This window comes from Nitrospirota bacterium (assembly GCA_040754395.1).
Lineage (GTDB): Bacteria > Nitrospirota > Thermodesulfovibrionia > Thermodesulfovibrionales > SM23-35 > JBFMCL01.
In genome coordinates this window covers 1-20785 of sequence record JBFMCL010000035.1, presented here as the reverse complement: position 1 = coordinate 20785, position 20785 = coordinate 1, and the positions used below count along the sequence as shown (strand labels likewise).

Annotated in this window: 15 protein-coding genes, 2 pseudogenes and 1 riboswitch; of the genes and pseudogenes, 6 read left to right on the top strand and 11 right to left on the bottom strand. The window is 49.7% G+C overall.

Features of this window, described 5'->3' with window-relative positions; genetic code table 11:
- Window positions 1-90: 90 nt before the first annotated feature.
- From AB1552_13585 to thrC, 3 genes and pseudogenes are all read right to left on the bottom strand, one after another.
- Window positions 91-1584 carry a hypothetical protein gene (locus AB1552_13585; protein ID MEW6054791.1) on the bottom strand — a complete coding sequence of 498 codons (1494 nt, stop codon included), beginning with the start codon at window positions 1582-1584 and terminating at the stop codon, window positions 91-93.
- 469 nt (window positions 1585-2053) lie between these two features.
- A pseudogene (locus tag AB1552_13580) lies at window positions 2054-3208 on the bottom strand (aminotransferase class I/II-fold pyridoxal phosphate-dependent enzyme).
- A gap of 168 nt (window positions 3209-3376) precedes the next feature.
- Window positions 3377-4600: pseudogene (thrC, locus tag AB1552_13575) on the bottom strand (threonine synthase).
- Window positions 4601-4916: 316 nt separating this feature from the next.
- Here thrC and rimI point away from each other — a divergent pair.
- From rimI to AB1552_13560, 3 genes are all read left to right on the top strand, one after another.
- Window positions 4917-5360, top strand: a complete 444-nt coding sequence (gene rimI / locus AB1552_13570; protein MEW6054790.1) for a ribosomal protein S18-alanine N-acetyltransferase — start codon at window positions 4917-4919, stop codon at window positions 5358-5360.
- Window positions 5361-6184: 824 nt separating this feature from the next.
- On the top strand, window positions 6185-6385 hold the full coding sequence (locus AB1552_13565; protein MEW6054789.1) for a cold-shock protein: 201 nt from the start codon (window positions 6185-6187) through the stop codon (window positions 6383-6385).
- A gap of 51 nt (window positions 6386-6436) precedes the next feature.
- Entirely contained in the window at window positions 6437-6820 is a 384-nt protein-coding gene (locus AB1552_13560; GenBank protein ID MEW6054788.1) for a hypothetical protein, read from the top strand.
- A 185-nt stretch (window positions 6821-7005) separates the two neighbouring features.
- On the opposite strand, the gene AB1552_13555 is transcribed toward AB1552_13560, so the two are convergent.
- From AB1552_13555 to AB1552_13545, 3 genes are all read right to left on the bottom strand, one after another.
- Complete coding sequence (locus AB1552_13555) at window positions 7006-7443, bottom strand: MerR family transcriptional regulator (protein MEW6054787.1); 438 nt, start codon at window positions 7441-7443, stop codon at window positions 7006-7008.
- Window positions 7444-7923: 480 nt separating this feature from the next.
- Window positions 7924-8004: riboswitch (cyclic di-GMP riboswitch) on the bottom strand.
- A 134-nt stretch (window positions 8005-8138) separates the two neighbouring features.
- The gene (locus AB1552_13550; protein MEW6054786.1) at window positions 8139-8714 is read right to left on the bottom strand and encodes a hypothetical protein; all 576 of its coding nucleotides are present in this window, start codon (window positions 8712-8714) and stop codon (window positions 8139-8141) included.
- Between the two features lie 191 nt (window positions 8715-8905).
- Complete coding sequence (locus tag AB1552_13545) at window positions 8906-9184, bottom strand: hypothetical protein (GenBank protein MEW6054785.1); 279 nt, start codon at window positions 9182-9184, stop codon at window positions 8906-8908.
- A gap of 226 nt (window positions 9185-9410) precedes the next feature.
- Between AB1552_13545 and pyk the strand changes: the two genes are divergently transcribed.
- Genes pyk through AB1552_13530 form a run of 3 tightly spaced genes read left to right on the top strand, consistent with a single transcriptional unit; the run spans window position 9411 to window position 13075 of the window.
- Entirely contained in the window at window positions 9411-10838 is a 1428-nt protein-coding gene (gene pyk / locus AB1552_13540) for a pyruvate kinase (GenBank protein ID MEW6054784.1), read from the top strand.
- Between the two features lie 51 nt (window positions 10839-10889).
- Window positions 10890-11336: a 4Fe-4S binding protein gene (locus AB1552_13535; GenBank protein ID MEW6054783.1), complete on the top strand. Its 447-nt coding sequence runs from the start codon at window positions 10890-10892 to the stop codon at window positions 11334-11336.
- Window positions 11333-13075: an aldehyde ferredoxin oxidoreductase N-terminal domain-containing protein gene (locus AB1552_13530; GenBank protein ID MEW6054782.1), complete on the top strand. Its 1743-nt coding sequence runs from the start codon at window positions 11333-11335 to the stop codon at window positions 13073-13075. The genes AB1552_13535 and AB1552_13530 overlap by 4 nt, the downstream gene beginning before the upstream one ends.
- Window positions 13076-13151: 76 nt before the next feature.
- On the opposite strand, the gene AB1552_13525 is transcribed toward AB1552_13530, so the two are convergent.
- The 5 genes from AB1552_13525 to AB1552_13505 form a co-directional block, all read right to left on the bottom strand.
- A complete protein-coding gene (locus AB1552_13525; protein ID MEW6054781.1) occupies window positions 13152-13475 on the bottom strand; it encodes a hypothetical protein in 324 nt (107 codons plus the stop codon).
- A 38-nt stretch (window positions 13476-13513) separates the two neighbouring features.
- Window positions 13514-14317: a VacJ family lipoprotein gene (locus AB1552_13520; protein MEW6054780.1), complete on the bottom strand. Its 804-nt coding sequence runs from the start codon at window positions 14315-14317 to the stop codon at window positions 13514-13516.
- A gap of 50 nt (window positions 14318-14367) precedes the next feature.
- Window positions 14368-14961 (bottom strand): ABC transporter substrate-binding protein, encoded by a 594-nt coding sequence (locus AB1552_13515; protein MEW6054779.1) that lies wholly within the window; start codon window positions 14959-14961, stop codon window positions 14368-14370.
- Window positions 14962-15192: 231 nt separating this feature from the next.
- A complete protein-coding gene (purL, locus tag AB1552_13510; GenBank protein MEW6054778.1) occupies window positions 15193-19272 on the bottom strand; it encodes a phosphoribosylformylglycinamidine synthase in 4080 nt (1359 codons plus the stop codon).
- A gap of 258 nt (window positions 19273-19530) precedes the next feature.
- Window positions 19531-20457 (bottom strand): hypothetical protein, encoded by a 927-nt coding sequence (locus AB1552_13505; protein ID MEW6054777.1) that lies wholly within the window; start codon window positions 20455-20457, stop codon window positions 19531-19533.
- Between the last annotated feature and the right edge of the window lie 328 nt (window positions 20458-20785).

The window sequence follows — 20785 nt, the reverse complement described above, 5'->3', positions numbered from 1 at the left end:
CTCTTTGTACCACTCTTTTGAATACTCTCTACTTGTTCCATCGATGACACTCCTTTCGTCTAACCCAATTTGGAGTGTCACCCTATTTCCCTAATTCCTTGGTATCATAAACTGGTCGTTAGGACAGCCGGTGTTATTTACAGTAGGACTTCCTGCTCCTCCTGTCGCCGTATCCGGAGGGTTCGTGGAACCGACCGGCACCGTCCAGGTTACCAGTGTCTGCCCGGGGGTACAGGCAGGTGCGCTCGAGGCCGTCAGCGTGTCACTCGCGTTATTGTCGGTGTCTGTTGTCCCGTTGATAAAAAGATTTCCGGTTGTGTTCGGATACGTGCCTGCCGGAGCAGTAACGGTCACCGTGATCGTGCAGACAGTGTTTGGCAGGAGTGTTCCGTTTGAGAAAGAGACGGACGGTTCGCCGCCTGTCAGTACAGGGGAAAATGCTCCTGCGCCGCAGCCGTTATAGGAAACGCCCGGGGTGCTGTGCACAACCAAATTCGCAGGGAATGTATCAGCAAAGTTCACTCCGGTTACAGTCTCCGGAGTCGGATTGGTCAGTTTGAATGTCAGCGTGGAAGTCCCACCCGGAGCAATCGCCTTGGGGCTGAAGGTCTTGGCTATCGTTATTGACGACGGCCCCACGATATTCACAATGCGCGCGCCGACTCCGTAATCTGCGTTATAGTGAAAACTGCTTCCTGAAAAATCATAGAGAAGGCTGTTGAGAGTCTGGCTTGTTCCCCCTCCGCTCAGTATCTTTACCGTGTATGTAGTAACCACATTGCTACCGCCTGTCTTGCCCGCCACACCGATGCAAGAACGATAATTTGGACTGTTAGGATTGTTATCCCACAGACATGCGTCGGCATAGAGTTTGTCGTTTGGGTTAGAAACATAAATGGAGGTATTCGCAGAATAGGTTGTGCTGACGGAAAGAATTTGAAAGATGGTATTTGGAAAATTGATGAAAGCCTCGAATTGCTCATACCCCTGTGTTGCAGTGCCGCCGTATAATTTTATCGTGTAAGTGTTTCCGACCATGAGGGTCATGGTTCCGCCTGCAGGGATTGAGACGCCATCCAGTTCAATCTTTGAAATGGAATTACGGTTCTGAGAAATCAGGCGCTCAACATAAAGTTCGCGGGGCCGTGGAGATGTGCCCGTTGCTCCCAGAGAATCAGTCGCCGTGATATGATAGCGGCGGGTCTTGTCAAATGCTGCTGCAATCTTCGCAACCTCTGCCTCAAAATATGCATCAGCACAATTATTGGGTGTAATGTGGGATATCGATGGGATGGTAATCGATGACAACGAACCGGAACGCAAATTAATATAGGGGTTACCGGCATACAGATCAGCCCCATCGTCCCATGCAAAGTTGACCGCAACGTTTGAAGCCGCCGTTGTGCCTGTGTTGCAAATCCTTGCTCCGACCGGAAAACGGGAAGGTCCGGTCGCAGGGCTGTTGCTATCGAGACCGATAATATTCCATGTCAGCGGGGTGACCGTCAAAACTGCGTCAGCCCGAACTGAAACCGGCAATGCCAGTCCAATAATGACAGCGAGCAGAAAAAATATCTTTTTCATGTTTATGCGATCTCCTTTCTGATACATGGAACAATTATGCCGTTCGAATAATTCATGCCGCCGTTTGACGGGTCCTGCACGCGCGGGTCAGCCATTGCTCTAAGGTTGATGAGAAACACTGCGATTAATATTAACGGGATTTGAATTTTTACTGATTTTGCCGGAACAACAGTAATTTTTTTTAACAGTGAACACAATCCCCCCTATATACGTCCTCCTGGTTAGTTCTTTTGTATATTTAAATGTTAAGTAATTATACTTTAAAACTATACGTAAGAAAGGAGAGAAATTCAAGCATAATGTTGAAAAACCCGAACATACAAAATATTAAGGAGTCCGGCTTGATCTCAGGGATTGCGGATGAGCACAATACATCGAGCGCCATTCTTCCAAAAGACAGGAACAATGGGCGGTCAGCAAAGCTTCAGTGTTCACCTTCCGGACACATGTCCTGAGCACAGAACAACAATTATATCTTTTCCAGTGCCTGTTTCAGGTCTGCAATGAGGTCATTTACGTCCTCCAGTCCCAGAGCAAGGCGGACAAGGTTGTCAACCATGCCGATCGACCGGCGGACATCCTCGGGATAATCGAAAAATGACATTGTTGCCATCTGTGTCACGAGGCTCTCGCTTCCGCCAAGGCTTGGCGTAATCAGGAAGAGGTCGAGCGAGTCAATGAACTTGCAGGTCTCTTTGTCTCCTCCTTTGAGCAGGAAGGTAACAACGCTGCCAAACCCATTCATCTGCTCGACTGCAATACGGTGATCCGGATGTGATTCCAGGCCGGGATACCAGACCTTCTCGATCTTGGGGTGAGATTCAAGCATACGGGCGATCGCGAGCCCGGCGCGGTTGTGGTGCTCCATGCGAAGGGAGAATGTTTTCAGCCCCCGTTCGAGTAGGAAGCACGTTAACGGCCCGGGGGTGGCGCCGATCATCCGCTGTATGCGATTGAGCTCGTTCAGAAGATCGTATTTGCCGAGGGTTACCCCTGCCAGAAGGTCATTGTGGCCGCCGAGATACTTCGTGGCAGAATGGATTACGATATCAACGCCCATATCCAGAGGCTTGATGTTGAAAGGGGTGGCCAGTGTGGCATCGATAATCGTCATTACCCGGTGCTTCCTCGCGACCTTCACAACCGCAGGGATATCCAGAATGCGAAGGTACGGATTGGTCGGGGATTCAGTAAAAACGATGTTGGTATTGGGCTGTATCGCTTTTGCAATGGCACTCGCGGTCGGGTCGACCAGAGATACCTGAACGCCGAACTCAGCCAGCAGGTTTGTCGCAAAGTCGCGTGTCTGACGGTAGCAGTCATTGGTGAAAATGATATGCCCGTCACGCTTCATGTACGCAAGCAGAGTCAAAATCACCGCGCTCATCCCGGTTGAGAACAGCATTGCACGTTCGGCACCTTCTATGGCCGCAAGCTTGCGTTCGCATTCCTGCTGTGTCGGATTTCCATAGCGGCCGTATTCATGCTCACGCAGGACCCGACCCTCGCTTTTGGACTTCATGAACTCCAGCACCTGGGCAGTGGAATCAAAATAGTAATTGGACGTCTGGACGATCGGGGTTGATACCGCATAGTGAGCCTTGGGCGTACGCCCCAGACCATGGATCGCGAGCGTGGCCGGTCTCCATTTTGTGGGTTTAGAAGGTTTTTTTGACATCGTTTTTCTCCTCTTCTGCAAAACCTGCTGGAGCGCTTCCTTAACCGCATCCACGCGGGGGGGAAGCTCTATTGGTTTGTTTGCGAAATGGCTGGGGAAATCCAGCGTCCCTTCGTGGTAGCGGACCTTAAAGTCAGTAAACTTCAGCCCGTGTGCGGTGGAGATGACCACTACGCGTTCGGATTTGTCTATTTTTCCGTCACCAAGCAGCTTGATCAGCACCGCCAGCGCAACCCCGGTATGGGGATCATTAAACATCCCTGTCTTGTCGCCGAGTGCAGCAGCGTCAGCCAGTTCCTGTTCGGAGGCCTGTTCAACGATTCCGTTGAACCTTTTCAGTGTGCGGATAGCCTTTGCAATGCTGACCGGATTTCCTATTTGAATTGCACTGGCAAGTGTCTTCTCTGCCTGGATAGGTTCGAAGGTCTCGAAATTTTTCAGATATGCACGGTAGAGCGGGTTCGCTTTTTCTGCCTGTGCAACAACAATACGGGGCAGCTTTTTGATAAGACCGAGTTCGTGCATCATGATCATTCCGTTTCCGAGAGCCGAGACATTCCCGAGGTTGCCACCCGGAATAATGATCACGTCAGGGGTCTCCCAGTCAAACTGCTGCACGATTTCGATGCCGACCGTCTTCTGGCCCTCAATTCGCAGAGAATTCATTGAATTGGCAAGATAAATCGTCTCGTCATTGGTAATTTCCTGCACCACACGCATGCATCCGTCAAAATCGGTATCCAGTGAAAGCACCAACGCACCGTTGGAAATCGGCTGGACGAGCTGGGCTATCGAGATCTTTCCCTTTGGCAGGAGCACAATGGACTGTATGCCGGCAGCGGCACAGTACACAGCCAGTGCGGCAGAGGTATCGCCGGTTGATGCACATGCGACCGCCTTTATGGGCGCGCCCTCGCTGATCATCTGCTTGACCTGCGATACGAGGACGGTCATGCCGAGGTCTTTGAACGAACCGCTGTGGGAATTCCCGCAAAGCTTGATCCAGAGTTCATCCAGACCGAGCATCTTGCCGAATCGTTCAGCCCAGAAGAGATTCGTGCCGCCCTCATATAGCGAGACGATATTCTCATTGGCAACCTGTGGCAGGACCCATTCCTTCTTGCCCCAGACTCCTGACCCGTAAGGCCACTCGGTAGATTTGTAGCGTTCATCAAAGAGCTTCTTCCATGATTTCGCATCGCGGCGTGCAAGTGCCTTGATATCGTGCTGAATCTCCAGCAGGGACCCACATGCCTCGCAGCGATAAATGATGGAGTTAAGCGGATAGCGTGCAAGGCATTGTTCGTTGATACACTGAAACGAAGCTCGGTATGACATGGGTATTGTCCTCTGTTATGTGCCGGCTCTGCCCGTCCGCAGCGTATCAGACCAGCCGGCAGAATCATTTGTATTCACATTTTTGAGTATAACACAACTGCTATGGTGAAAATGAACCATCGCCTGAACCGCATCGCTGTTTCCATTGGCTGAATACGCCTTCCGGCAGATGCCGGTATACAGCCCAAGCGGCGCCTGTCTTCATCTCAGGGCTGCCTTCGGGTATACTTAATGAAACAGGGATTATCTGTGACATATGGGGAAAAACACATTATTGAGCATCCATGTGACACCTGCATATGTATGGTCAGGCTGAATGGATAAGCTGGTTGTGCGCGATATCCGGGAAGAAGATATCCCTGCAATATGGGAGATGGAGCAGGTCTCATTCACTTCGCCGTATACAAGGGATTTTTTTCTCGATCAGATTTATACCAAACATGCAGCGGGAAAGGTTGCGGTCTTCGAGGGAAAGGTTATCGGGTACATTTGTGCGACCTTCCGGTTTCACGAATCCCATATCCTCACGCTTGCCGTACATCCGGATTTCAGGAGGAGAAATGTCGCGACTGCCCTCATGAATGAAGTCATGGCGGCATTAAGAGCAAAAGGCTGCGTTTTTCTGTATCTCAAAGTAAGGGTTTCCAACACGTCTGCACAAAAATTTTATGAATCTTTTGGTTTTACCGCCGAGACCATAAGAAAAAAATATTATGGAAATCCGGATGAGGATGCACTGCTCATGATGGGAAGGCTCTGACGGGTGCTGAGGATAGAGTATTTAAGCGGATTCTTTTGCTGATAGTCAAATACATTATGTGAAAATAAAGAGGCAAACGCCTCGCTGGAAGGAACGACCAAGAATAAGCAAAAATACTCTGTCCTCAGTAGAATCAGAAAAATTTATCAATAATATGGGGTAGATGACAGTCACAGCAGCGTGCTTATGGCACGTGCTTACGTTCCAATGTTATCCCGGACTTCTTTTATTACATTATCTATTGCTTCCCTGTATATCTGGGGCAGATGCTCCTTTTCCTTTTCCAGATACCTGATCGAATCCAGTAACAGAGGGGTTGAGCGTTTTTCAGGATGCGGGGAGGATGCACACTCTTCCTCAAATAACACCTTTCTGATTACAGAAAGGTGTTCGCGCAGTAACTGAATATACCCCGGATCTCTGTATAAATGCTGATTCATGACTATTGAGACAAAAATATTTCCCCGTCGGGTGTTTCTGCCTTCACCTCCACAGTATCGCATGCAGAATTATAAGGAATTACATTGTTGCATATAGTATAGCAGCCGCTGGTCACAGATAAGTCACATATTCCCCTATCCGGACACATTGGACATTTCTGTACGCATGTTCCCGGCAGGTATTCCGGGAGCCCTCCACTTCCACACGGACCGGAAAGCTGTCCATATCTGAAATTTTTTGACTTTTTCCGGTCGCTGTGGCATTATATCATCGAAGTTTCAGAAGTTTTTGTCATCAACGAGGCCACAAAGACTTTTAGCTTTGTGGCTTTTTTTGTTCAGGACCTGATGAAATTTTAGTCTATGCACAAGGAGGCAAGCCAGATGTCTAAAGGACAGGTAAAGTGGTTTAATGAGTCAAAAGGATTCGGCTTTATCACGAGAGAAGATGGTACTGACGTTTTCGTACACTATTCTTCTATTCAGGGCGACGGATTCAAGTCACTCAGTGAAGGCAATATGGTCAGTTTCGACACCGAAACAGGACCAAAAGGTCTTAAGGCCATCAATGTCGTAAAACTGTAGCCAGCAGCAGCCCCCCTTTGCCGAAGGGGGGCTTTCTATTTCGGGGGATCAATGGCACACAAACAAAATTATGAAGAAACCATTGAGCTGAACAGGAGACGGAGACTTGAATCCGGGTTGATTTCAGAGATGTTTCCGCAGGTTGCCGGCATAGTGGTTGAAATGACCTATTACCATAAGGGTGCAAATCCGGTTCTCATGGTCCGCAAAGTCAATTACTGGCCTTCCCGGCATGCGTATTTCAATATGGATTGTGTGATAAAAGGCTGTGTCAATGGCGGCTTTGATCTGACGCCTGAAATCAAACGCATGATAAAATCTCACAAAAGATCAAAAAAAGGGAAACTCGTCTGTCATGGAACAGGTGATGCGCTCTCCCCTGACCACGCAAGTATTGCATATGAGATTACCGTGCAGTACCACCAACCTTCATAAGCCGCATGTATTCAAACTGATAAACAGAATCTATTGGGCGGCGCAGCACTGCAAGTAATGCACGCAGAACTAACCTGTATTATTCATGAATTTCTTCCTTAATGCAGATGAGATGCGGTATCAGCGCGGATTTACAGAGTGTTCGATGCCATAAAGCGAAGAATACTCTTGGCTAACGTGCAGGGTTATTTTTTTGCGGACTTGGACAGGAATACAATGCACTCACCGCACATCTTGCCGGATTCCCTGTTGCATATCATTCTGTTCAGTTCCCAGCAGGGCTTTGTCTTATCAACAAATGCAGAGCATTTGCCCCTTCGTTCCTCGGGACAATCGGTAATCTCCCAGCAAGGTGCATAATTAAGCAGTTTTTTAATACCCTCCAGGCTGATTTTCTTTATATGCAGAAGGTCTCTCATGCACTGGAGCCATTTGATGTCATTTTCTGAATAGAACCTGTTCTTTTTTCTCCTTGCAGGTTTTATCAGATCATGTTTTTCGTATAGCCTGAGCGTCTGTTCCGTAATCCCGATAATACTGGCAACCACCCCGATAGAATAAAGGGGCATATTCTTTTTCTCTTCCCCGGTTAATTCCTTTTTGAGCTTTTCCTTTTTTCCCATCAGGCCCATAGTACGGAAACATGGAATTTCATGTTTTGTATATTAAAATCTCTTTTGTAAAAATTATCAAGTTATTTGTGATGTTAGCTTCAACAACATGAATTATGTCTCCATTTGACGATTACTGCAGAAAAGATGCAAATATCTCGGGGAGCAAAGTGAAGGATACTGTTCCAGAAGCCTCACATACAGAACGGGACAGGCAAAAAGCGCATTGTCTCAGTGAACTGTTTTCCCTGCGGATGAACAGATTATATCCCGAACGTCCGGAAATGTGATCATCGTGAAATATTCAGGAATCATCAGAGAACAGGGCTCAAGGGTAAACGGGCATGGTTTTTTGCTAACGGTCTTTCTGGTTGAGCATTCTTCAAAAGGATCGAGGGTAAAGGGACATCTTTTCTGTTCATTAAGAATTTTTTTCCCCATGTTCTCTCTCAAAGCAAAAAACAGAAACCGGGCATACCAAAGTCAATATCCTTCGGCAGCCCGGCTGTCTTTTGTGAGTTAAGACCCGTCGCTTTCTGTCCCCTTTTCACAAAGGGTTTGGCTTTCTCGGGAGCGCTTTATTTATGCATTATATTAGCACATGATTAATTTAATGTCTACAGATTGTTACCTTGTTGCCATTATCCCTGATTCGGCGCCACTGCCATTCAGGCATCGCACCTAATTGCCTGCAAATCATGTCAGGGTTAGAACATCACCCCGATCTGCCCGCCGAACCTCAAGTTACTGTAATTGTTTGCACTGTCCTTGCCTTTGTCGGTCAGATGAACCTTGCTATGGATTCCGAAAAAAAACTGACCTGCCGTGTAATTCATGTCCGCAAAAAGCTGCCCGCCGAAGACCCAGTCATCGATAGTGTCTGAGGTGTATGAGCTGGGCAGGTCTTCTTTTGCATAGTTATAGGAAATACCTGTGCCAACACCAAGAACAAATCCCGAAAATACCTTTCGCACATATTTCACGTTCAGTTCCACAGGAATAAAAATAAGGTCAGAGTCGATGTCTGACTCAAAAGTCTCAAGGTTCCCGTCGGTGCTCACATACCCCGCCTCAGCCCCTAAATAGAAATTTTCTGCTATCTCTTTATACCCTTCAAATCCTAAATAAAAGCTGTTATCATTATTGTCGTCAAAGAACTGAATATAATCCACCTTCAGTCCAAAATTATTAATCCCGAGCAAAGGGCTTTCAGCTGAGTGTACAACGTTTGACAACAGCACTGAAAAAACAAACAACAGGCACACTACCATTATTTTTTTCACTGGTTATCCTCCGGATATAGTAAAAGTAAAAAGCAGGCTGCTTCATTGTTTCTCCTAACGTCACATTCCTGCCGCCAAAAACACCCCGGTGATGCAATCCTTTTCAGGCGATTCACAGATGCATGAGGTATCTCACCGAGATCTCTTACATTAGAGAATACAGTATTTCTTCTCTTTGTCAATACTTTCTCCTAACACCACAGCAAGAAAAGTCCTAGCCAGAGAAAGCAGCCGGAAGACGCCATGATCTTCTCAACGATGGTGAGCTTCCTGTTTCTGGCGACAAAATAAATGCTGAGCGGAGAGGTAAGAAAGCATGCCGTAAGATACCCCATTTTCCGAAAAGTCCGCGAGGGCTTTGTATCAGGAAAAAGCGAGCAGAATGGACATTCGATTTCACCCTCAAGCCTGTGACCGCAGCGCACACACCTGGTGATGCCCAGGATATCGTCAAGTTTCTCATTGTCCATGTCATAGTATATAAGAATTATTCATTCACGGAAGCAGAAAACGGTCTTTTGCCGTGAAGACCGCGCTGCTGAAGCTCATGCTATTCATCCATTCTGCGCACACATTTCCACAGGCAAAGAGGTTTTGTACTGCCTGTATCAGCCGTCATCTCAACCTCGTGCTTTCCCTCGGAGCCATTTTTTATTACAATAGTACATAACGCACGACACATGGCACATGACACCTATGAAATTACCGGCAAATAAGACAAAAATTGTCTGCACTATTGGCCCTGCCTCTGAATCCGAGGAGGTTATGGTACAGCTGGTTCGCGCAGGCATGAACATCGCCCGGCTGAACTTCTCCTATGGAGATTTCGACAGACATAAAAAAGTTATAGAAAACCTCCGCTCAGCAGCACAGTCAACGGGGAGACGGATTGCGATCATGGCTGACCTCCCCGGACCCAAAATGCGTATCGGACGCCTGAACAAAGAGCCGGTTGAATTGTTGCCGGGAGACATGTTTACGCTTACGGCGAAGGAAATGATCGGAGACAAGGGAAAGGCCTCGGTCACCTTTATACGTCTTTCGCAGGTTGTCAGGCCCGGAGATACCCTTTTCCTGAACGACGGCATAATCCAGCTTGAGGTACGCAAAATTCAGGGTGATGATGTTGTGTGTACAACACTTGTCGGCGGAGAGCTGCGCTCCCATAAGGGGATCAACCTTCCGGGCATTGAGCTTGGCATCAGCGCATTCACCGACCGTGACCATGAATGCCTGAAATTTGCGATTGAACAGGGAGTAGATGCGGTCAGCCAGTCATTCGTCGAGTCAGGAGCGGACATTACTGCTGTCCGCAATGCGGCAGAATCACTCGGCCGCAACATATTCATCATTGCAAAGATTGAACGGGCAAACGCTCTGAACCATATCGACGAAATCCTTCAGGAAGCCGACGGGATAATGATCGCAAGGGGAGACCTCGGGGTCGAGATACCCATTGAACAGATCGCCCTCTTTCAGAAGCAGCTGATGAATAAAGCTAACCTGTCCGGGAAACCGGCGATTACCGCAACACAGATGCTTGAGTCAATGATCGAAAACAAACGTCCTACCCGGGCTGAGGCAACCGATGTCGCCAACGCCATCCTTGACGGAACTGACTGTGTCATGCTGTCCGGAGAATCTGCAATGGGGAAATACCCTGTTGAGGCAGTCTCGATGCTCGCCAGAATCGCTGAAGCTGTCGAACCACACCGGACGGTGTATCATGTCAGAGAAGCCCTGAGAACCATCAGCCGGCATGAAAAGGTCAGTCTGACAGACCTGATTGCCCTGAGTGTCGAGTCAACACTGGAACGGATTCTTCCGGCAGCGGTGTTCGTTCCCACCCGCAGCGGAGCCACAGCAAGGAGCATCACAAGGTTCAGGCTCCCCGTATGGATCATTGCTGTCAGCTCGCAGGAAGCAACGTGCCAGCGTCTCCAGTTCTCATACGGGGTTTACCCCATCAATGAATCTACCCACCCCGATCACTGGAATTCTTTTATAAAAGAATGGCTGCGTTCACATGACGTAAAGGGGAAACTCGCGGTGCTCACCGAAGGGCCGTCTTCGAAACGGCCTGATGCAAACAACCGCATGGAAATCATTGACCTGACCCGTTAGCACACACAGAAAGCGGAAAACGCTGCGGAATCAGTAGAAAGGAAATACAGAATGAAAATATTGACCGCTCCGCGGATGGAGCGCTGTATCGGTTGCCACTCATGCTCGCTGGCCTGTGCGCGGCTTGTCCATAAGCGCCTTTCCTGGGACACCGCCGGTATCCGCATCGCATCATCCGGGGGCCTGTCTACCGGTTTTGAAGCAAAGACCTGCCTTGCATGCAACCCTGCTCCATGCGTCCTTGCCTGCCCTACGGGAGCATATTCGCAGCGCAGGGGAGGAGGAGTGGTCGTTCGGAAAAAGCTCTGCATACGATGCGGAGAATGTGCAAAGGCATGTCCGGTAAACGCAATCTTTCTCGATTTATCGGTTGAACCTTTTGTATGCATCCATTGCGGCAGGTGTGTGCCATACTGTCCGCATGACTGCCTAGAAATGGAGAAGACCACAGAGGAACCGCTCACAGACACTGTCCCTGCGAAAGAGGAGGAGTCATGATACGGAACCATTTCAGAGTCCTCAGGTTCGACCTTGCAACGGGCAGGGGGTCGGTGCTTGCCGTTGAGGGCAGGGACACTGTTGCCGGCGGCAGCGGCCTTGCTGCTGCGCTGTTCAACCGCTTCGCACACATCGATAAACCATGGAACGATCCTGATCAGCCCCTGATTTTCACAATCGGCCCGCTGACCGGTTATTTTCCTCTCATGAGCAAGACTGTATACGCTTTCAAATCCCCGTATCATGACCAGTATGCGGAAAGCCATGCCGGAGGGCGTTCAGCCCTTGCGCTGAGGTTTGCAGACCTTGACGCACTGGTCGTAACAGGCAAAGCGCAGAGACCCTCCTGTCTCTATTTGGGATCCCGCCATCTCGAACTCAAAGAGGTGCACTATTTATGGGGGATGGATGTTCAGGTTGCAGGGAAAATTCTCCGCCACATGTTCAAAGGCGCAGGCCACAGGAGCATCCTGCGTATCGGGCCTGCCGGTGAAAACGGTTCTTCCATGGCATGTGTCAATGTGGACACCTATCGTCATTTCGGAAGACTTGGCGGCGGCGCGGCAATGGGCGTGAAGAATCTGAAGGGCATTGTGATACAGGGTGACGGGACATTTCCGCTCGACGTGAACAAGGAATACCCCAAACTCTTCCAGGAGGTATACCGTCAGCTTACCGACACCGATATGATGAGCAAGTACCATAACCTCGGCACCCCGGCAAATGTGGCGCTGCTGAATGATCTGAAGGCACTTCCTGTACGGAACCTCCAGCAGACAAGTGATCCTGCGATCGGGGGGATTACTGGTGAGCGGTTCGCTGCAGATGCGCTTCTGAGGAACGCCGCCTGCTCTGGCTGTCCTGTCGGATGCATCCATATCGGTTTTGTGCGCGAACGTTTCAGGGAGGAAAACAGATACCTCTACCGACAGGTTTCCTACGATCATGAGCCGATCTTTGCGACAGGTTCGATGCTTGGCATTACAGACTGCTTTGCAGTTCTTTCCATCATTGACATGACCGAAAAAATGGGCCTTGATGTCATGTCATCGGGGGTATCTCTCGCGTGGGCAACGGAAGCATCCGAAAAAGGCATTATATCAGACAGAGAGACGATCGTTCCTTTGCGCTTCGGAGATGACAGGGGGTACAAGGAGGCGCTCCAGCATCTTGCCCGTGGGACGAATGATTTTTACCGCCTGCTCGGACAGGGAACCATGAAGGCTGTCTCACAGTACGGGGGCAAGGATTTTGCCTGTGTACTCGGACAGGAAATGGCAGGGTATGCTACCGGCGAGGTATTCTTTGCCTCCCAGGCTTTGGGGCTGCGACACTCGCATCTGGACTCGGCGGGATATTCCTATGACCAGAAACCAAAAGGAAAAAACGTGGCTGATGCGCTCGATTTTCTGGTCCGGGACGAGCAGGAGCGGGTTTTCCTTACCTCCATGGTCGCCTGCCTCTTCGCACGCAGCGTGTACACGAAACACCTGCTGGCTGAGTGCCTGAATTCACTGGGATACGGTAACCTCGCAGAAAATGCCGATACTGTTTCTCGTGAGGTGCAGCGTTTGCGGTGGAAAATGCGTGTAGCGACCGGGTTTGACCCGGATGCGGTATCGATACCAAAACGCTTCACTGAAATAACCACGTGGAAAGGAACAATCGATGAGGTATTCCTGCAGAATCTGAAGACAGAATACGCCCGCCGCATCATTGATATGGCAAGAACTGAATGAACCTGACCGGTGATGCCTCCGCAAGGCAAATCGGACGTTACAGAACCCTGTCCTTTACGATGAAGCCCTTCTTCCTTTACCGGAGCCTCTGGTAATTCTTCAGAAATTCTTCCCTGCCCATTGTCCCGTCACCGTACACATCGTAGTATTTTATCCGGAAAGGGTTTGATTTCTGTTCAGTGCTCTGGTATTTGTACTTGTCCCATTCATCGCTTGTGATGGTCTGATCCTGATTGATATCAAGGATATCCCATTCATCCTTGCTGATCTTCCCGTCCTTATTTATATCGCACGCTTCGAAAATCTCTTCGGGGCTGCACTCCTGCGACTCAACACCTGCAGTGCTCCCTACCGGCATCAGCAGTACTGCAAAAAAAACTGTGGCAAGAACGATTCGCATGCACATAGAAACTGCTCCTTTCCTGTCCAGGGCGTTAATTATTCCTCCACCTTCTTCTTCCTGTGCTGCACATACGCATTGCGTATGGAAATATAGGGATCAACAGCCGACTGCTTGAGGTCTTCATAATCTCCGATATGAAACGAGGTCTCATTGATCTTGTCATATGCGGTGATACCGACAGCAGTTTCCGCCGGATTCACGTAACTGACCGGATCGAGAAATCTGTCACCGACTTTGCCCACGGTATCACGGACTGACGAGGGGCCGAGGAAAGGCCACACCACATAGAACCCGTGACCGATTCCGTAACTCCCGAGTGTCTGTCCGAGGTCTTCATCGCGGCGCCGGATATCCAGATCCGTCTTTGCAACATCTGCAAGCCCGCATACTCCTGCCGTTGAGTTATACACAAAACGGACAAATTCGTTCCCTGCAGGCCGCATTTTCAACTGAAGAATGCTGCTTACCACGCGCACCGGCGTAGTCAGGTTGGAAAAAAAGTTGCTGACCGCCAGCCGGACATCTTCAGGAAAAACTGATGAATATCCCTGGGCGACCGGTTTGAGCAGCCAGAAGTAGAGCTTATCATTGAAATGGTACATCGCCTTGTTCCACGGATAGAGGGGATCGGCAATCCTTACCGGTTCTTCTTCTGTCTCCTCCCCTGAGTTCTCCTCTTCCGGTCCGGAGGTATTCATTCCGGACGCTTTCACTTCAGCGCCTCTCTGTTCCTCCTCTACGAAAGGATTTTTCTGGTCATGTGATGAGGCAATGGCAGGCATCTGGGTAAAATTCAGCAGGAACGCCGTCAGCAGGAAACACATTGATATCAGTTTCATTGACTCCCCCTCATGCAAAATAGCATGGTTTTGCTCGGGTCACACATGGTTCAGGCCCTGTTAACCTTCTTTCTCAGGGTATCAAGCAGTGATTCGGGCGTTTTGTTCGCCAGGATTTCCCTGAACTGGCTGCGGTAATTGTTTATCAGGCTCACTCCTTCGATAATAACGTCATATACTCTCCAGTCGCCGCTCTTCAGGATTACCCGGTAGTTTATCGGGATATCCGCTTTTTTCGTCACGATTGTCGTCTGCACTTCCGCGGTTTTTTCTGTCAGGAGATTTTCCCTGCTGAATATTACTTTTTCATCCGTATAGGTCACAATCTTGTCAGCATACGCATTTTCAAGCAGTGTCTTGTAAAGGTCCAAGAATTCATTTTGCTGTGCTGCATTCAGTTTTTTCCAGTCAATGCCCAAAGTCCGACGTGAAAGCTCGGTATAATCGAACATCTTTTCGGAAATGGCGCGGATCTTCTCTTTCTTTGCCTTTTTTCCGGATTCTCCCTTCAGAGACGGATCACGCAGCACCTCAAGCACCTTATTCACGTGTCCCTGTACCGCATTGAGCGGAGCACCGGCAAATGCATAAAGAGGCACAAGCAATACAATGATGAACGACCACACAGCCAGCTGTTTCTTCACGTTCACCTCCTCAGATCATTGAGATTTATTCTCCGTCCGGCGACTGGCATGTTTCAATACTGTACCACCCTTCCGCAACACAGCCCGGCATGAGAATATTCAATATGGTTTATCATTTGACTATACCACGGAAGAGGAATCTTCACAACCGTCCGGATTCCGGACGGAATATCAATGCATGCCGTGTGCGGGAAGCTCAGGAACTGGCCGGGAGCAAAAATCGCATACTGATCACGTCCCGCACCATTCGCGTGCATTGCGGAACATCTTGATCCATGGGGACGCCCTGAGGCCCGTTTTCCATTCCTCCGGCATATACGGCCACTGCCATGTGAGGAACGTCCTCTCAGGGTGCGGCATCATGGCCAGGTGCCTGCCGTCGGGAGAACAAAGTGCGGTTATGCCCAGGGGAGAACCGTTTGGGTTAAAGGGATAGGTCTCGGTGATTTCACCGTCATCATCGACATATCGTACAGGGGCCAGGCCTGTTTCAACGACATCGCGAAATATCCCCTGATCAGGAAAATGCACTCTTCCCTCACCATGGGCGGTCCATACTCCCACCACAGAGCCTTCCATCCCCTGCAGCATTATCGCAGGACTTGGCAAAATCCTGACTGTCGGGAACCTTGATTCGAACCTTCCTGATCTGTTCGCGATAAACCTCGGCTGCACCCGGTCGGGAATTCCTTTCCAGGGAATCCAGCCGAGAAGCGCCATCAGCTGGCAACCGTTGCAGACTCCGAGGCTGAAGGTGTCAGGCCTTTCATAGAACCTCTGGAACTGTTCCTCAAGGTTCCCGTTAAACCTGATTGCAGCAGCCCAGCCTTTTGCGGAATCGAGCACGTCCGCATAACTGAACCCGCCGACAAACGCGATGCCCCTGAAGGTATCCAAACTGATACTGCCTGACAGAAGATCTGTCATTGTCACGTCCCATACCGAAAATCCTGCCTGGTGGAACGCAGATGACATTTCCCTGTCGCCGTTGCTCCCTTCTTCCCGCAGAATGGCGACATTCGGGGCATTGTCAGGGACGCTCCCGGTCCGGGTCCGCAGGGGAGGTAGTTCCGGGGTAAAGGTGAGATGGTACCGGGGACCTTTTCTGTCATAGCATGCTTTCCGTTCTTCATCGACACACTCGGGGTTTGCCTGAAGCCTGTCAAGCTGACAACTCGTCTCTTCCCACACAGCCCTGAGACCTCTCATGTCTTCCTTCAGAACACTGTGCCCGTGCACAGTGACAATGATCTCTTTTCCGGCAAGAGTTCTTCCGATTATCTGACAGGGAATCCGGTTATCTCTCAGAATGCCGGTTATCTTGTCTTCATGTTCCGGAAGATACTCGATGACAATCCCGAGTTCCTCTGAAAACAGCAGCGGCAATATCTCCTCCACCGTCTCCCGGCTGCCGGGAGCTGACTGCTGACCAACGGCTGCCACATCTGCCTCTAACCCGCAATTTCCTCCGAATGCCATCTCAAGGAGCGTGACGATTAATCCCCCGTCGCTCCTGTCATGTCCGGCCAGGACACAACCCTCTGAGATGAGTTTCTGTATTACACCGAAGGTCCGCCTGAGAAGCTGAGGATCATCAAGATCCGGGGAGTCATTTCCAGTCTGGTTATATACCTGTGCGAGTGCAGTTCCACCCATTCTGCATTTGCCTTTTCCGATGTCAATGAAGAGAAGCTTGCTTTCGCCCGGCTTCTTGATATCAGGAGTAATGGTCCTGGTAATATCAGGACACGTGACATATGCAGAAATGACCAGGGTACCGGGTGCCTTCACAATCTCGGGGTTTCCCGACGCATCGATGACCTTTGCAGCCATCGAGAGACTGTCTTTCCCCCCGTCGATTGCGATGCCAAGTTCACGCAGGACATCTCTCAGCGCCACCGCTGCATCATAGAGGTCAGCGCCTTCGCCGGGGAGCTTTGCAGCCCACATCCAGTTCCCCGAGCATTTGATGTCCTCAATGCTGCTGACAGCCGCCCACACAATATTGGTTAATGCTTCACCGACACTCATGCGTGCCATTGCCTGCGGATTTATCAGCCCTTTGATGGGCTGTTCCCCGATGGAGATTGCGGCGCCTGTCAGTCCTGAATGGCTCTGTGCAATCACCGCAACATCTGCCAGCGTAAGCTGAAGCGGTCCGCTGCACTGCTGCTGTGCGATAAGCCCGGTGACCGACCTGTCCACTTTGTTGGTGAGAAATCTCTTTGAACCTACCGAAACCAGGCGGAGCACCCTTTCAAGTGCTTCGGAAACCGAGACATTGTCGGGAAAACGCAATGGCGCACGCTCGGGACGCATCCGGCTGACCGAAAAGCTCTTCTGCGGCATCTCGCCCAGTACTCTGGCAAGATCGAGATTCACCGGGGTGCTTCCGTCCGTCTCATCATGGAGCACAATATACCCGTCGCCTGTTATCTCTCCGATAATCGCGCACGGCACCTTCTCCCTGTCGCAGAGCGCAAGAAAATCCTGCTCTCTTTCCGGTTTCACGAGCAGGGCGTTCTGTTCCTGATATTCCGCCCCCCATATTTCAAGCACCGAAAGCGTGTCGTCACCAAGCGGTATCTTCCGTATTTCGATTTTTGCACCTGCAGGATAAATGATCTCCTTGACCACATTGCAGTTGCCGCCTGCGCCCTGATCATGGATACTGACGATAGGGTTCTCATGCCCCTTCTCCACACAGGCCCGGATCACCCTGTTCACCTTCTGCTCCATCTCGGCATCTCCGCGCTGCACCGCGCTGAAATCAAGCTCTGCAATGTTTTCTCCCTGTATCATGCTCGATGCGGCACCACCGCCAATGCCGATTCTGTAAGCAGGTCCCCCGATTTTCACCACGCGCATGCCTTTTTCGGGTTCGCCTTTTTCAATATGCCTGCTGTCAATCTGCCCTATGCCGCCGGTAAACATGATCGGTTTTATCCATTCCCTTCTTTCGCCGTCTGGCAGACGCATGCCGAAGGACCGCGTAAAACCCTGAATGACCGGCTCCCCGAATTTATTGCCGTAATCAGAGGCCCCGTTGCTTGCTTCTATCTCGATCTGGAGGGGGGATGCAAGGTTCGGCGGATACTGAAATGACGTATCCTCCCAGGGGAGGCGATATCCCGGTATCTGAAGATTGCCTACACAATATGCGGCAGTTCCGGCAACCACAAGACTCCCCCTGCCTGTGGCATGGACATCCCTTATCCTCCCCCCGGTTCCGGTCTCGGCCCCGGGGAAGGGAGCCACCCCGGTCGGGAAATTATGGGTCTCTGCGGTAAAAATGAGGTGATACATAAGCCCGGCATCGAGAAAGCGGGATGGCCTGCCGGGAAGCTCCGGCAGGAGTGTGGTGATCGGGTACCCGCGTATGGCACTCGAATTATCCCTGAATGCGATAACACTGTTTCCGGGACTGGTCTTCAGGGGAAGTTTAATGACTTCCATTAGGGTATGGGGCATTTCGTTTCCGTCGATGATCAGTTCCCCTCTGAAGAACCAGTGGCGTGAATGTTCGCTGTTTGATTGCCCGAGGTCAAAGCACTCGACATTGGTAGGGTTGCGGCCTATGTCATGCACGAAGAGGTTGTGATAATATTCGACATCCCATTCATCAAGACCGAGCCCCAGTTCGGCATTGATCCTCCTGAGCGCATCCTTCCCCTCCTCAATAAGGGGGACGATCACCACAGGTGCGGGTGTTATGCCGGTCTCAAAGGTCTTCAGAATTTCCGGATACAGGCACTCAGTCATCCGGTCGTGGATAAGTGACAAAAAGGACTCAAGGATTCGGGGATTCAAGGATTCGGGGTCTTGATCTTTTACCCCCTTACCCCCCTGTCCCTTTTCCCCGAACTGCAGTGCATATCTCCGCGATCTTTCGATGCGCCTGATCTGTTTCAGGCCGCAGGCATGGCATACTGATACGGCATTCGTCGACCACGCTGTCGAAAAATTCATGCGGGGGCCGACCTCGACAATGAAGGTACGGGGCAATCCCCCTTTGTTTCCCTCCTTGGAAAAGCTCTTCCTGTCCTTCCTTTTTTCGCCAAAAGAGGAAGAAGACTCACCCGTCAAGAAACTGCGCTCTGAAAAACTCTCCGGCTCAAACGTCTCTGCGAGAAGCCAGCGGAGAACAGCATGCTCTTCATCCGCCAACGGGGATATTGCCTCGATATTGAAGCAGTATTCAGACTCTATATCTGCTATAACGGGAGAGACCTGCTGCCGTGCACGCGCCAGCAACGCTTCTTTCTTTACAGGGGAAAGCACGGGTTTTCGGTAAAAATGCAATAGACCCATCAGAGCATTATTGTAGCAGAAATAGAGCGCCGGCTGTTTCCGGATGAAAAACAGTACAATGAATCAATTTCTCAAAACGGCTCACAATATCCAGCAGATTTTTTTCAGCAGAGGAGCATGTCGGGCATGTTCACGAAAGGCAGATAAAATCTACAATGCTTGCTTCTCTTGAAGAGCAGATAATTATAGATTTACAGAAGAATTGCATAATGCTGTTACTTAGCTGCGCGGTTTTTTGTATCAGCTGAATTATCCTTGTTAGCCCTTACTGATATTTTTAGATTCAATCTTCTCTAGTAAAAACTCGTCTTTACTATAAGGAGTAGCCACATATTCACTGTCTGCGGGCAAAAATCCCACGGAAATAGGGTTTAAGGCGTTAGGATTGTGAATGACAGCCAAAGGCTCTGAATTGCCAATCACAGATCCGCCGTTAAGGTCAACCGCCCATATAGCACTAATTGGATTAAAGCGCGGGTCGAGAAATGTAAAAGCGGAAACCTGAGCCTCATTTCTATTGATTATATATGGACGGTGCTGGTGGCCTCGGTCAACAATTTTCCCGGTTTCCCTATTGATTCTTAATTGAATCGGGCCAACTGGAAAAACAGCTTCCACAGCAAATGGAAACTGACTGATACCGTAAAGTGCTGAAAATGGGCCATTGCGAAGCTGACATCCATTCACTGCAATTACGTATGCCTCATTAGAGGCGACAACTCCTTTCTGTAAGTACCCAGTGATTGTACCTTCTTCGTTGCCAATAAGTTTCTCGGCTTTTTCTTTAATTGCGGCTGTCCAGCGAAGAAGTATATCAACATGTGGGAAATTAGTGATGCCTTTTCCAAAAGATGATAGCCAATCTCTTGGGATTCCGCGAGGCTCTGGGCATATCACCTCTATCCATACCTTTAGATCTTTGTCCTCTATTAAAAAATCAGGTCCCTCATCAACTGTTATAAAACGCTCTGGAAAGTTTTTGTCGCGGAGCCGATCTGCGAGCAAGGCTTCAGATATAGAAGCCCAGAATTTTGAATCCTGGCCTGCGGTGAGTTCTTTGACGAACTTCCGGTCAGCTAATCCACGTTCTACAAACTCATTGCATACCCTGATAAGTTCATCGCGATATACTACGCTACGAGGATCATTATGGGGGTATCTCTGTCTAATATGAGCTTCGATCATATTAGCGAGTTGTCCACTCAACATACACTCTCCCTTTAAGTATGAGCTATTATAGGCATGGTAGGTCGGCCAAAGCAATAAGAAATAGTGTTAAATTCCAGTCGAAATCTATGATCAACGAGAAGTAGGTGCGAGGCAAGACTTCAGGAAGTAGCAGGTTCACATAGCGCCTAAGAAGATTAGATAAATAAACATGAGAGGAGGAGTACAATCAAAAAGTGTGTAAATAGATGAGTAGGCGGTGTATCCTTTTAAGGTTGAACTGGAATCAACAAAAGAAAGGAGACACCACCATGAGAAAGGGTATCACCGGGGCAGTACAGCCGTC